Below are 12,100 nucleotides of genomic sequence, written 5' to 3'. Positions count from 1 at the left end.
TAGTCTGAGTCTAAGTTTAAGTCTGAGGTTGAGTTGAACTTAACCTTAAACTTAAGCTTAATCTTGCAGAGAAGGAGGAGATTAATAAATGGATATAAGGTTGACTAAGAAGGATTTACTGGTCTTCTGTGTGGTGTTAAGTGTGACCTTCTTTTTATTGGGTCTATTTGTCAGTGATACTTTCAATAATCCTGCAATTAGAGTCAGTTCTAATAAACTGGTTCCAATTTATAAGGTGGGTACTAAAGAAAAGAAGATAGCAATTACCTTAGATGGAATGTGGGGTGCTAAGAATACTCCCCGTTTATTAGAAATTTTTAGGAAGAATGGTGTCAAGATTACCTTCTTTTTCGGTGGCAATTGGTTAGAAGAGTATCCCCATCTAGTCAAGGAAATAGCTGCTAATGGTCATGAAGTGGGTAATCACAGTTATACCCATCCCCATATGGCTTCTTTAAGTGCAAGCCAGATTGAAGAGGAGCTAAATCGGACTGGTGAGTTGATTAAGAATTTAACGGGTAAGCAGCCGACAGTATTTCGTCCACCCTTTGGTGAGTATAGTAATCAAGTAATTAAGAGTTGTGAGAAGCTAGGTTATTATCCAATACAGTGGAGTATAGATTCTTTAGATTGGAAGGATGTCAGTGCTGATTTTATAGTTAAGCGTGTCCTTGATAATCTAAGCCCTGGTGATATAGTCTTGATGCACAATAATGCTAAGAATACTCCAGAAGCTTTGACTAGGCTCTTGCCAGAGTTAAAGCAGAGAGGCTATAAGGTTGTACCAGTCTCTGAATTGATTTATAAGGATAACTATTATATTGAAACACATACAGGAATTCAAAAGCAGAGAGGAGCTGAATAGAGATGTCTAGAAGAAAGGTTAGAATATTCTATTTACCTTTAAATAGAGATGTAATCTTAGGCTTTGTTGGATTGATAATCCTATTAAGCTTTGGATTTATTCATTTTGATAATTCTAATAATATAAATGAGCAGACTGTATTTAGTCAACAGAATAAAGCGATTTATAATGGTCCTGAAGATAAGCAAGCTATGGCTTTAACGATTAATGTGGCTTGGGGGGAAGAGTTTTTACCATCAATGTTAGATACTTTGGATAAGTACAATGTCAAGGCTACCTTCTTTTTTGTAGGAAGATGGGTAGAGAAATTTCCTGAGAAGATAAAGGAGATTCATGAGCGCGGCCATGAATTAGGGAATCATGGTTTTAGACATCTACATCCTAAGCAACTGGATAAAGAACGATTGATTAAACTGATTAAAGATAATGAGAAGCTTATCAATAAGACTACCGGTTATCAGACTGATTTGTTTGCTCCGCCCTATGGTGAGGTTGATGATAGAGTAGCTCAAGTGGCAGCAGAGATCGGTTATAAGACGATTATGTGGAGTGCTGATACGATTGATTGGCAAAGACCAGCAGCTGAGGTGATTATCAAGCGGGTGATTGATAAAGCAAGTAATGGTGGAATTGTTCTGATGCATCCTACTAAGCCAACAGCAGAGGCTCTACCCCAGATAATTGAAAAGTTACAGAGTAAAGGATATAAGCTAGTAACTGTCTCTGAGTTGTTGGAGTAAGGGGAGTATATAATTATGGATAAGAAGGAGGGAACTTTACATCATCTACAGAAGGGGATAATAATCTTAAGTATAATAATCTTAGTTGTTATCCTGCTCTTAGGACTCGTTGCTGAAGTAGATAGATTTATTAGAGTTATCTGGGGGGTAGAAAAGGGGGTTATTTGGCAAAAGCAAGAGTTGAGTGGATATTTGAAAAAAGAAGTTGAGTCTTTAATTTATTATTATTCCAAAGATCACATAGTATATCCCGTGGCTGCTACTATTGACCCTAAGAGCGGAAAGATTCTTTCAGAGGTTAATGGTGAGATTATAGATATTACAGCTAACTTAGAGAGTATCTTCAATGCTGAAGAGAATACAGAGTTAAAAGCAATTAAATATAGGATTAATCCCAATCTTTATCAGGAAGACTTGGAGAAGATAACTAAAGTTATTGGTACTTATAAGACCATTATAACTGGAAGAAAAGAGAGAAGGGAGAATATTAGGATAGCTGCTGAGTTTATCAATAATCAGATAATTTTAGCTGGAGATATATTCTCTTTTAATGAAGTTGTAGGCCCTAGAACTAAGAAGAGAGGATTTAAGGAGGCGCCTGAGATTATTAATGGTGAGTTGAGTTTAGGGGTAGGTGGAGGAATCTGTCAGGTTTCTAGTACCCTATTTAATGCGCTAAAAGCCGATCGGTTTCAAATTATAGAACGACATACCCATTCTAGAGATATAAGTTATGTTCCTGATGGTAAGGATGCCACTGTGGCTTGGGAGTATTTGGACTTTAAATTTAAGAATAACTTTGCTAAGCCTATTATTATTAAAGTAGAGATAGTAGGAAATCAACTAATAATTAAGATTTTAGGTAGTAGTGAGTTGAATTGACAAGGGATAATTGAGAAGGTACAATTTAGTGAAGAGGGATAGGAGTTAGATAGTTAGAATTACAGAATCTACTTATCTAGCCGTCTAACCACCTATCCACCAACTAACAATTAAGTCGGGAGGAGTAAATAATGAAGGTTCAGATTAAACGAGTAAATGATGAAGCTATTATACCTAAATATCAGCATGGTGCTGTTGAGGATGCAGGGATGGATTTGCACTCTGTTGAAGCAGGTGTTATCAAAGCGGGGGAGTATAAAATCTTCAAAACTGGAATTGCTATCAGTCTACCTAGTGGCTATATGGGCAAGGTAGCACCTAGAAGTGGACTAGCTTTAAAACATGGGATCACTGTTTTAAATGCTGAGGGTTAATATTAAATAATGTTTTAAATTTAAAAAGAAGATTAAATTTCCAATTTTTAGCCCTCATAAAATCGCAGAATTAAGCGGGAAAGCCCTGTGACAAGGGTAACCCGAACCGAAGGCTGAATTTAAAAGTACAGTCAGGGGCAGAGCATAGGTGGTGAAACTTAAAATAAATAAGAATATAATCCGCCCACGAGGCTGCGACTCTTTGAAAAAGAGAAAAGATATGCCGAGCTTACAGGTAACTGTAAGAACTGAAGGATAAAAAGCCTTTAGGATAACAATACTGACCATTGATCCAGGATATCGAGGAGAGATTGGAATCGTCTTGATTAATCATGGAAAGGAAGACTTTAAGGTCAATCAAGGTGATAGAATAGCCCAATTAATCATAGAGAAGTATGAAAGTGTAGAGTGGGAAGAGGTAGAAGAGCTATCTGAGAGCCAACGTGGTGAAGGTGGCTATGGGCATACAGGAGTTTAGTCTAAGTTAAAGTTTAAGTCTAAACTAAAAAGTAATAAATAAAGGAGGGCACAGTAATTGTGCTCTTTTTATTATGGTATAATTAATATTTTATTCTAGTATCAGCATAAATATAAAGTAGGTTATTTTTTGTTTGTCACATAAGGGGATATTGCGACACTTTAGTAATCAGTGACAAGTGACGGGTAACGAGTAAGAAGTAAGAAGCTCTACTCATCACTTGTTACTCGTCACTAAAATAAAGGAGGGATATTATGAATCTAAGTGAGTTAGAAGGAAAAGAGATAATCAATATCTATGATGGTAATAGAGTTGGGATGATAGCAGGTTCTGATTTAATCTTCAATCCTAGAAGTGGGGAGTTGGAGTCGATTTTGATTCCTCAATATAGCGGGATATTAAGCATATTCAGCTCAGAGAAGTATCTATCTATTCCTTGGGATTCTGTAATCAAGATAGGCGAACAGGTAATCATAGTAGATTTAAACTCTGACAATTACGAGCAATACTTTACCCAATTTGAATATTAACAACTGCTCTGGATAGACTATAATTGTAGTACCAAATTACAAAAAGGAGGTTAGTTATGCCTCGATTTAGTATAGGAGATGAGCTAGATATGGATAATAACAAAGTTGTAGGATTATTTCACCATGAAGAGGAAGCTAAAAAGGCAGTAGAGGCTATTAAAGAGTTGGGGATTGATGAAAGTAAAATCTCTTTAGTAGTCAAGCGAAATCAAGATGATATGGAAGCTGGAGAGCTTGGAGAATTGGAAGATAAACAAGGTGAGGGGTATGAAAAAGAGAATCTAGAGAATAATCAAGAAGTTGATACTGAAGCAGCAGATTTGGCAGTTGATAGCCAGAATCTAGTCAATGCTGGTGCCACTGATGGAGCACTAGTAATAGATTCTTTAGCTAATGCTGGAACAGGAGATGGTGGATATGGTGAGGAGGATATGGAAGCAGGAGAGTTAGGTCAAGAAGATACTGAAGAAAATCAGGACCAGGAAGAAGCAGATATGGAAGCTGGTCAATTAGGTGTGGCAGGAGAAGCTGTAGAGAAGGGGCAGGATTTAGTAGATGGTACTGAAGTTGATAATTATGGTGAAGGTAATGATATAGAAGCAGATTATATGGGAACAGAAGGTCAAAATCTAGTAGATGGTGCTGCCCTTGGTGGTGCTTTAGGTGGAGCAGCAGGATTATTAGCTGGAGCTGGATTATTGGCAATTCCAGGATTAGGACCAGTTTTAGCTGCAGGACCAATAGCAGCAGGGTTGGCAGGATTAGCAGCTGGTGGAGTAGCAGGTGGACTGATTGATTATGGAATTGATCAGCAAGCTGGTGAGAGATATGGTGCAGAGGTAGAGCAAGGAAAGGTTTTGGTAGCAGTAGAGGATGATGATGAAGAGAGATTAAATGATGTTGCTGCTAAGTTAAAGGAATTTGGAGCTTATGATATAGCCAATCATTAGAGCTATCTATTTCTATCAATTAATACTCTTAAGCTAATTTAGAAAATATAATAAATTAACTTGACAAATGGAATAAAATATTAGAAAATATTATTGAATTACTGGACTTAATAATTTTCAAATTGTTAGTTTATAAGTGAATATAATATTAGGATTAAGATTGAGGTGCAGGAATCATCAGTAGTTATGGGGAGCTAGCCAGTGATGAACCATAATAAAAGGGGTTACTGCCGAAATCTAGTTTGGCTTGGCTAGCCAATTAGGTTGGGTCTGTATTTAATAGATACAGAACTGTCACTAGTCTTTCTAGTGGGGTGCTATCTTATCGCTATTTTATCTTGATAAAGCGATTGGGTAGTACTACCAATCGCTTTTATTTATGTTATACTAAATAATAAGGAGTAGGAAGTAAGAGTATAGGGTATAGATATTTGGTAATAATTATTATTAAATTTTTTACTCGTTACTCGTCACCTGTTACTCATTACTGAAATTGAAGGAGTGAGAGAATGAAGAAGATAATCGTAACTGGAGCTAATGGTAAGATGGGGCAAGAGGTTATTAGAATGATTAGTGAGCAAGAGGACTTTGAACTGGTAGGAGCTGTTGATGTTAGTAATGTTGGAGATGATATCCACCAACTTTTAGGAATAGATGCTCCTGCCGTTGAGATAAGTGATGATTTAGCACTAACTCTAGAGAAGACTGATGCCAATGTATTGGTCGACTTCACTAATGTAACGGTAGTTATGGACAATGTTAAAGTAGCTATGGAGAAAGAAATAGATGTAGTAGTTGGTGCTACTGGTATTACTGAGGTTGATTTAGATAGAATTAAAGAGATGAACCAAGGAGCTACTAATAAGGTAATTATTGCACCTAACTTTGCCATTGGAGCAATTTTAATGATGCAATTTGCTAAGCAAGCTGCTAAGTTTATGGATCATGTTGAGATTATAGAGTTACACCATGACCGTAAAATCGATGCTCCATCGGGAACAGCAATTAAGACGGCTGAATTAATCGGTGAGAACCTATCTAAAGATAAGAATGAGATAGAGCAGATTGAAAAGATTTCTGGAGCACGTGGTGGAGAGCATGATAATATCCATATTCATAGTGTTCGTCTGCCAGGATTAGTAGCTCACCAAGAGGTTATCTTTGGTGGCTTAGGTCAGACTCTAACTATTAGACATGATTCAATCAATCGCAAGTCCTTTATGCCTGGAGTTGAGCTAGCTATTAGAAAGTTAGAGGAGATTGAAGGGGTAGTTTATGGACTTGATAATGTAATTGATTTATAAGACTAAGATTGAGTTCAAGCTTAAGATTAAGATTAAGCCTAAGTGATTTTTAGTTCTTAATTAAACTTAGTGTTAAACTCAAACTAAAATAATTAATTCCCCATAGACAAGCACACTTAAGTACCCTAAACATATAATGTTATTGATTAATTTAAGAAAGGGGGATAAATATTGAATACTGAAACTTTAGTTAATCAGAAGATTGCTCTATTAGGTGGAGATGATCGTGAAATAGAGTTGATATCTATCTTATTAGATCAAGAAGCAGCTTTACAGATAATCGGTCAACCTCCTGGGATTGACTCTGAGAGTATAGAAGTGGTTGCTTCGCTAGAAGAGATTGATGATGATGTAATAGCAGTAATAGCTCCCATGACAGGAACTGATGAGAAGCTTCAAGTTAAGAAGACCTTTACTAATAAAGAAGTAATCTTAACTGAAGAATTCTTCTCAAGTTTAAAAGCTGGAACTAAGTTCTTTATCGGTTTTGCTAAGCCAGAGATTAAAGACTGGACGCACAAGCATGGGATAGAGTTGACAGAGTTGGCTGCCTTAGATGAAGTAGCGATTTTAAATGCAATTCCAACAGCAGAAGGTGCTATTGAAATTGCAATGGGTGAGATGCCAATTACTTTACATAGTAATAATTCCTTCGTTTTAGGCTTAGGTAGAGTTGGTTTTAGCCTAGCTAGAATGTTAAAAGGGATGGGAAGCAAGGTTTATGGTGTAGCACGTAAGCACAAGGACTTTGCTAGAGCTTTAGATATGGGATTTGAACAGGTTGCTTTTAAGGATTTAGAGCAAGAGATATCTAAAGCAGACTTTATCTTTAATACCGTTCCAGTTTTAATATTAGATGAAGAGCTATTACAACATGTTAAAAAGGATGCTATTATTATCGATTTAGCCTCTTATCCTGGGGGTACAGACTTTGAAGCAGCTAAGAGACTAGGTCTTAAGGCGGAGTTGGCTTTGGGTCTTCCAGGGAAGGTTGCTCCTAAGAGTGCAGGACAGATTTTAGGTAAGGTTATCCCTCGAATAATATTAAATGAAGGGTAAGAAGTGAAGAGTGAAAAGTTGAGAACAAAGAACAAATAATAAAGAACAGAGGATAGTGAAGAGATATTAAATTTAAGAAGCGGTAGTTATTAAGATATTTAAAATAGCTAATTGTTTTTAATTGTAACTAATCACTATTCACTGGTCACTATTCACTGCTCTTATAGGAGGTGCTTATCTATGGGAATTGATTTTACAGGAAAGAAGATTGGATTTGCTTTGACAGGTTCTCATTGTACATTAGATAAAGTGATGCCTGTAATGGAAGAATTGGTAGATGAGGGGGCTGAACTTACCCCTATCTTATCAGAAGCGGTATTGACCCATGAAACACGCTTTGGTACTCCTGAGAAATGGAGAAGCCAAGTTATAGATATAACAGGAAATGAACCTATTACTACTATTCCAGAGGCTGAGCCTATTGGTCCTCAGAATCTATTTGATATACTTGTTGTAGCACCCTGTACTGGGAATACTACAGCTAAACTTGCCAATGCTATTACTGATACTGCTGTTGTAATGGCAATCAAAGCTCAGCTTAGAAATGAAAGACCTGTTGTTTTAGCGATTGCTACCAATGATGGACTGGGTAATAATGCTAAGAACATAGGTTATTTAATCAATACTCCAAATCTTTATTTTGTTCCTTTTGGTCAAGATGCACCAGAGGGCAAGCCAAATTCATTGGTATCTAGGATGGATTTGGTAGTGGATACAGTTGAATATGCTTTAAATGGTAAACAGCTGCAACCAGTTGTCATTGAACATAAAGGAGTTTAAATTCAGTTAACAGTTATGAGTGATGGGTGAAGAGTAAAGACAAAAGATCAATAAAGCAGAAGTATGAAGAAAGCTTTTACTCATCACTGCTCACTCGTTGCTGCATAACAAAGAGTGGGGTGGAGATTGTGAAGAGGATAGTAGTGGTTGGTGCAAATGGTAATATGGGAAGAACTGTAGTCAAGATGATTGCTCAAAAGCAAGATTTTGAATTGGTAGGAGCAGTTGATGTCACTAGAGTTGGAGAGGACATTCATCAGATTCTCGGGTTAGATGCTCCAACTATTAGAATAGATAAAGATTTATCTTCATTATTAGAAGCTGTTAAGCCAGATTTGGCGATTGATTTTACTACTCCTGAGGTGGTAGCTGATAATATTCAGATAGTAGTTGAACAAGATATAGATATGATAGTTGGGACAACTGGTATCTCTGAAGAAGAGCTGATTGAGATAAGAAAGTTAACTCAAGGAAAGAATTCGATTATTATGGCACCAAACTTTGCTATTGGTGCAGTATTAATGATGCAATTTGCTAAAAAGGCAGTAAAGTTTATGAAGGATGTAGAGATCATAGAGTTACATCATAATCGTAAGGCAGAGTCACCTTCGGGAACTGCTGTGAAGACGGCTGAATTAATTGGTGAGATCTTATCTGAGGATAAAGATGATGTTGAAGAGCTTGAGAAGATAACAGGGGTACGTGGCGGAGAAATGAATGGAGTTAATATCCATAGTGTACGCCTACCTGGATTTGTTTCACATCAAGAGGTTATCTTTGGGGGATTAGGGCAGACGCTAACTATACGTTTTGATTCAATCAGTCGAGAATCCTTTATGCCAGGCTTAGAGCTGGCAATTAACAGAATCGATGAAATTGAAGGTGTGGTTTATGGTGTTGAAAATTTAATTGATATTTAAAATACAGTGACGAGTGATGAGTGACAAGTATTATATTAGACAAAAATTCTTAATTTTATCATTTATAGCTTTAATTTTATGTTATAATTATAGATGTTCAATCTTAGAGTGAAACTTTATAAAAAATAAAAAACTTAAAATTATTTTCATACCTCACTCTAAAGTTTGGATGAGTAATTCAATAGGTATAATAATATAAAATGATACAGACAAGCACTACTCCAAGTGGTAGTACATATACTGTTAGTGATTTAACCTAAAACAGTTTTTACCAAAGGAGGTGCATGTGCTTGTCTATCGACTTTACTGGTAAGAAGATTGGATTTGCTTTAACTGGTTCTCATTGTACTTTAGCTAAGGTGTTACCGGCTATAGAAGATTTAGTAGAAAGAAAAGCAGAGGTCTTTCCTATTTTATCAGAGAGTGTGCTAAGGGATAAAACTCGCTTTGGTACCCCTCAAAAATGGAAAGAGCAGGTGATTAAGACCACAGGCAATCAACCAATAACAACTATCCCAGAGGCTGAACCAATTGGACCACAAGGGTTATTAGATGTAGTAGTTGTAGCTCCTTGCACAGGTAATACATTGGCTAAAATAGCAAATGGTATTACAGATACAGTAGTAACAATGGCTGTTAAAGCACATTTGAGAAATCAAAGACCAGTAGTTTTAGCAATTGCGACTAATGATGGTTTGGGTAATAATGCTCAAAATATTGGGTTATTAATGAATACTTCAAATATTTATTTAGCCCCTTTAGGGCAGGATAAACCTGTTGCTAAGCCTAATTCTTTAGTAGCAAGGATGGATTTAATTGTAGATTGTATTGAGTATGCAGTAGCAGGTAAGCAGATACAACCTGTATTTATTGAGTACAGAGGAATATAGTTTAGCTGTCAGCTAATAGCTAGTGGCTGACAGCTATAAATTAAAATAATTTGGGAGGTAGTGAGTATGAAGAAGTATAATGTAGCGGTAGTAGGTGCAACTGGAGCAGTAGGTAGAGAGATGTTGAGTATTTTAGAAGAGAGAGAATTTCCTTTTGATAATTTAAAGCTTTTAGCAAGTGAGCGTTCTGCAGGTAAGAAGATGACCTGTAAGGGTAAGGAGTATACTGTAGAAGCAACTACTCCAGAATCTTTTGAAGGTGTAGATATTGCATTATTTAGTGCAGGGGCTGGTGCTAGTAAGAAGTTTGCTCCAGAGGCTGCTAAAAGGGGTGCAGTTGTAGTAGATAATAGTAGCCAATGGAGAATGGACCCAGAGGTTCCTTTAGTAGTCCCAGAGGTAAACCCAGAGGATATCTTCAAACATAAAGGAATCATTGCTAATCCAAACTGTTCTACAATTCAAATGGTAGCAGCTTTAAAGCCTATTTATGATAAAGTAGGAATTGAAAGAATTGTAGTATCTACTTATCAAGCAGTATCTGGAACTGGAAAAGCAGCTATTGATGAGTTAAGAGAGCAGGCTAAAGCTATTTTAGCTGATGAAGAGGTCAAGTCAGAAGTATATCCTTATCAGATTGCTTTTAATGTATTGCCACATATTGATATTTTCTTTGATGATGGCTATACTAAAGAGGAAATTAAGATGGTTAACGAGACTAAGAAGATTATGGGTGATGACAGCATTAAAGTGACTGCTACAGCAGCAAGAGTTCCTGTTGTTTATGGTCATGCTGAATCACTTAATATAGAGACTAAAGAGAAATTGACAGTCTCAGAGGCTAAAGAATTGTTAGATAATGCTCCTGGGGTAAGTGTAGTTGATAAACCAGAAGAGTTAGCTTATCCAATGCAAATAGATGTTGAGAATAATGATGATGTATTAGTCGGTAGAATTAGAGAGGACAATACTATTGAAAAGGGACTAAATCTATGGATTGTGGCTAATAATTTAAGAAAAGGAGCTGCTTTAAATACGATTCAAATTGCTGAGAGGCTGGTTCAAGGATAAAATGGGGTGAGCTAATGCCTAATATAGTAGTACAGAAGTTTGGTGGTTCCTCAGTGGCCACCGCTGAAAGAAGGGAGCAGGTAATCGATAAGATTATCAATGCTATCAATCAGGGATATAAGCCTGTCATAGTTGTTTCGGCTATTGGTAGAAAAGGTGCTCCCTATGCTACTGATACTTTGATTAATTTTGCTCAGGATGTATATGAGGCGATAGATCCTAGAGCAAAGGACTTATTAATGTCTTGTGGTGAAGTCATTTCTACAGTAATTATCACCCAAGCATTAAGAAGAAGAGGGTATGATGCTGAGCCTTTAACAGGGGCTCAAGCTAGTATCATCACTGATGAGAACTTTGGAGATACCAGAATTAAAGAGATTAATGCTAGACGGATATTAGATATACTTGAAGATAATAAAATTCCTGTAGTAGCAGGATTTCAAGGGGTCTCTGAAAGTGGAGAGATAACTACCTTAGGTCGTGGAGGTTCTGATACGACTGCATGTGCTTTAGGTGCTGCTTTACATGCAGAGATGGTTGAAATTTATACTGATGTTGAAGGTGTGATGACTGCTGACCCAAGGATTGTACCAAATGCTAAGACCTTAAAGCATGTGACATATAATGAGGTCTGTGAGCTAGCTTATCAAGGTGCTAGGGTACTCCATCCTCGGGCTGCTGAGATAGCTATGAGGGAGAGGGTGCCAGTGATTGTTCGTTCTACTTTTAGTGATGCCCAAGGAACAGTGATATCAGATGCGTTTAAGCAGGATGATATAGAGATTAAAGGTGATAGACCAGTTAGTGGTGTAACAAGTCGCTCTAATATGGCATTATTTAAAATTCTACCTCAACAAGAGGTGGAAGAGCATATTCTGTTAGAGAGTGCTAGTGTTTTAGGTTGTTTTAGAGAACTGGCTAGTGAAGGGATAAGTGTTGATTTTATCAATGTGCGACCTGATTTGATCACTTTTATGGTTAATAAAGATGTAGTGGAAGAAGCCTGTGGTTTATTAACAGCTCAGGAATATAAATATGAGGTCTTTCAGGATTTTGCTAAGATATCTGTAGTTGGGGCTGGAATGACTGGAGTACCGGGAATTATGGCTAGGGTAGTAGATGCTTTAACAGAAGCTGGAATTGCAATTTATCAGACCACAGATTCCCATACTACTATCTCCTGTTTGATTAAGATAGAGGATGAAAGCAAAGGATTACAGGCTTTACATGATAAATTTTCTTTAGGTGATTAAGGAT

At 36.9% G+C, this 12,100-nt stretch carries 13 protein-coding genes, 1 pseudogene and 1 riboswitch; all 14 genes and pseudogenes read left to right on the top strand.

The window, feature by feature from the left end; translation table 11 throughout:
* Window positions 1–88 precede the first annotated feature (88 nt).
* The 14 genes and pseudogenes from BX659_RS03275 (at window position 89) to dapG (ending at window position 12,096) form a co-directional block, all read left to right on the top strand.
* The gene (locus BX659_RS03275; protein WP_097016397.1) at window positions 89–865 is read left to right on the top strand and encodes a polysaccharide deacetylase family protein; all 777 of its coding nucleotides are present in this window, start codon (window positions 89–91) and stop codon (window positions 863–865) included.
* A 2-nt stretch (window positions 866–867) separates the two neighbouring features.
* Entirely contained in the window at window positions 868–1,605 is a 738-nt protein-coding gene (locus tag BX659_RS03270) for a polysaccharide deacetylase family protein (protein ID WP_097016396.1), read from the top strand.
* Between the two features lie 15 nt (window positions 1,606–1,620).
* Window positions 1,621–2,487: a VanW family protein gene (locus BX659_RS03265; RefSeq protein ID WP_097016395.1), complete on the top strand. Its 867-nt coding sequence runs from the start codon at window positions 1,621–1,623 to the stop codon at window positions 2,485–2,487.
* A gap of 131 nt (window positions 2,488–2,618) precedes the next feature.
* Window positions 2,619–2,861: a dUTP diphosphatase gene (locus BX659_RS03260; protein ID WP_097016394.1), complete on the top strand. Its 243-nt coding sequence runs from the start codon at window positions 2,619–2,621 to the stop codon at window positions 2,859–2,861.
* 283 nt (window positions 2,862–3,144) lie between these two features.
* Window positions 3,145–3,339 (top strand): annotated as a pseudogene (locus BX659_RS03255) (dUTP diphosphatase); the annotation flags it as partial.
* A 254-nt stretch (window positions 3,340–3,593) separates the two neighbouring features.
* On the top strand, window positions 3,594–3,869 hold the full coding sequence (locus BX659_RS03250) for a YlmC/YmxH family sporulation protein (RefSeq protein WP_097016393.1): 276 nt from the start codon (window positions 3,594–3,596) through the stop codon (window positions 3,867–3,869).
* A 56-nt stretch (window positions 3,870–3,925) separates the two neighbouring features.
* Window positions 3,926–4,819: a hypothetical protein gene (locus BX659_RS18930; protein ID WP_181186405.1), complete on the top strand. Its 894-nt coding sequence runs from the start codon at window positions 3,926–3,928 to the stop codon at window positions 4,817–4,819.
* Window positions 4,820–4,971: 152 nt separating this feature from the next.
* A riboswitch (Lysine riboswitch) is annotated at window positions 4,972–5,147 on the top strand.
* 181 nt (window positions 5,148–5,328) lie between these two features.
* Window positions 5,329–6,123, top strand: a complete 795-nt coding sequence (gene dapB, locus BX659_RS03240) for a 4-hydroxy-tetrahydrodipicolinate reductase (RefSeq protein WP_097016392.1) — start codon at window positions 5,329–5,331, stop codon at window positions 6,121–6,123.
* 171 nt (window positions 6,124–6,294) lie between these two features.
* Window positions 6,295–7,182: a dipicolinate synthase subunit DpsA gene (gene dpsA / locus BX659_RS03235; RefSeq protein ID WP_097016391.1), complete on the top strand. Its 888-nt coding sequence runs from the start codon at window positions 6,295–6,297 to the stop codon at window positions 7,180–7,182.
* 186 nt (window positions 7,183–7,368) lie between these two features.
* Complete coding sequence (locus tag BX659_RS03230) at window positions 7,369–7,962, top strand: dipicolinate synthase subunit B (protein ID WP_172431803.1); 594 nt, start codon at window positions 7,369–7,371, stop codon at window positions 7,960–7,962.
* Window positions 7,963–8,090: 128 nt separating this feature from the next.
* Window positions 8,091–8,882, top strand: a complete 792-nt coding sequence (dapB, locus tag BX659_RS03225) for a 4-hydroxy-tetrahydrodipicolinate reductase (RefSeq protein WP_097016389.1) — start codon at window positions 8,091–8,093, stop codon at window positions 8,880–8,882.
* A gap of 296 nt (window positions 8,883–9,178) precedes the next feature.
* Complete coding sequence (locus tag BX659_RS03220) at window positions 9,179–9,772, top strand: dipicolinate synthase subunit B (RefSeq protein WP_172431802.1); 594 nt, start codon at window positions 9,179–9,181, stop codon at window positions 9,770–9,772.
* A gap of 66 nt (window positions 9,773–9,838) precedes the next feature.
* The gene (locus BX659_RS03215) at window positions 9,839–10,843 is read left to right on the top strand and encodes an aspartate-semialdehyde dehydrogenase (RefSeq protein WP_097016387.1); all 1,005 of its coding nucleotides are present in this window, start codon (window positions 9,839–9,841) and stop codon (window positions 10,841–10,843) included.
* 14 nt (window positions 10,844–10,857) lie between these two features.
* Window positions 10,858–12,096 (top strand): aspartate kinase, encoded by a 1,239-nt coding sequence (gene dapG, locus BX659_RS03210; RefSeq protein ID WP_097016386.1) that lies wholly within the window; start codon window positions 10,858–10,860, stop codon window positions 12,094–12,096.
* The last annotated feature ends 4 nt before the right edge of the window (window positions 12,097–12,100 follow it).

This window comes from Orenia metallireducens (assembly GCF_003001995.1).
Lineage (GTDB): Bacteria > Bacillota > Halanaerobiia > Halobacteroidales > Halobacteroidaceae > Orenia > Orenia metallireducens_B.
This window is presented reverse-complemented; position numbering and strand designations above follow the sequence as displayed.

Bases quoted from the DNA above. Each gene is read 5' to 3' on its own strand.
- BX659_RS03215 (WP_097016387.1), top strand. From the start codon at position 9,839: ATGAAGAAGTATAATGTAGCGGTAGTAGGTGCAACTGGAGCAGTAGGT.
- dapG (WP_097016386.1), top strand. From the start codon at position 10,858: ATGCCTAATATAGTAGTACAGAAGTTTGGTGGTTCCTCAGTGGCCACC.
- BX659_RS03265 (WP_097016395.1), top strand. From the start codon at position 1,621: ATGGATAAGAAGGAGGGAACTTTACATCATCTACAGAAGGGGATAATA.
- BX659_RS18930 (WP_181186405.1), top strand. From the start codon at position 3,926: ATGCCTCGATTTAGTATAGGAGATGAGCTAGATATGGATAATAACAAA.
- BX659_RS03260 (WP_097016394.1), top strand. From the start codon at position 2,619: ATGAAGGTTCAGATTAAACGAGTAAATGATGAAGCTATTATACCTAAA.
- dapB (WP_097016392.1), top strand. From the start codon at position 5,329: ATGAAGAAGATAATCGTAACTGGAGCTAATGGTAAGATGGGGCAAGAG.
- BX659_RS03270 (WP_097016396.1), top strand. From the start codon at position 868: ATGTCTAGAAGAAAGGTTAGAATATTCTATTTACCTTTAAATAGAGAT.
- BX659_RS03250 (WP_097016393.1), top strand. From the start codon at position 3,594: ATGAATCTAAGTGAGTTAGAAGGAAAAGAGATAATCAATATCTATGAT.
- BX659_RS03275 (WP_097016397.1), top strand. From the start codon at position 89: ATGGATATAAGGTTGACTAAGAAGGATTTACTGGTCTTCTGTGTGGTG.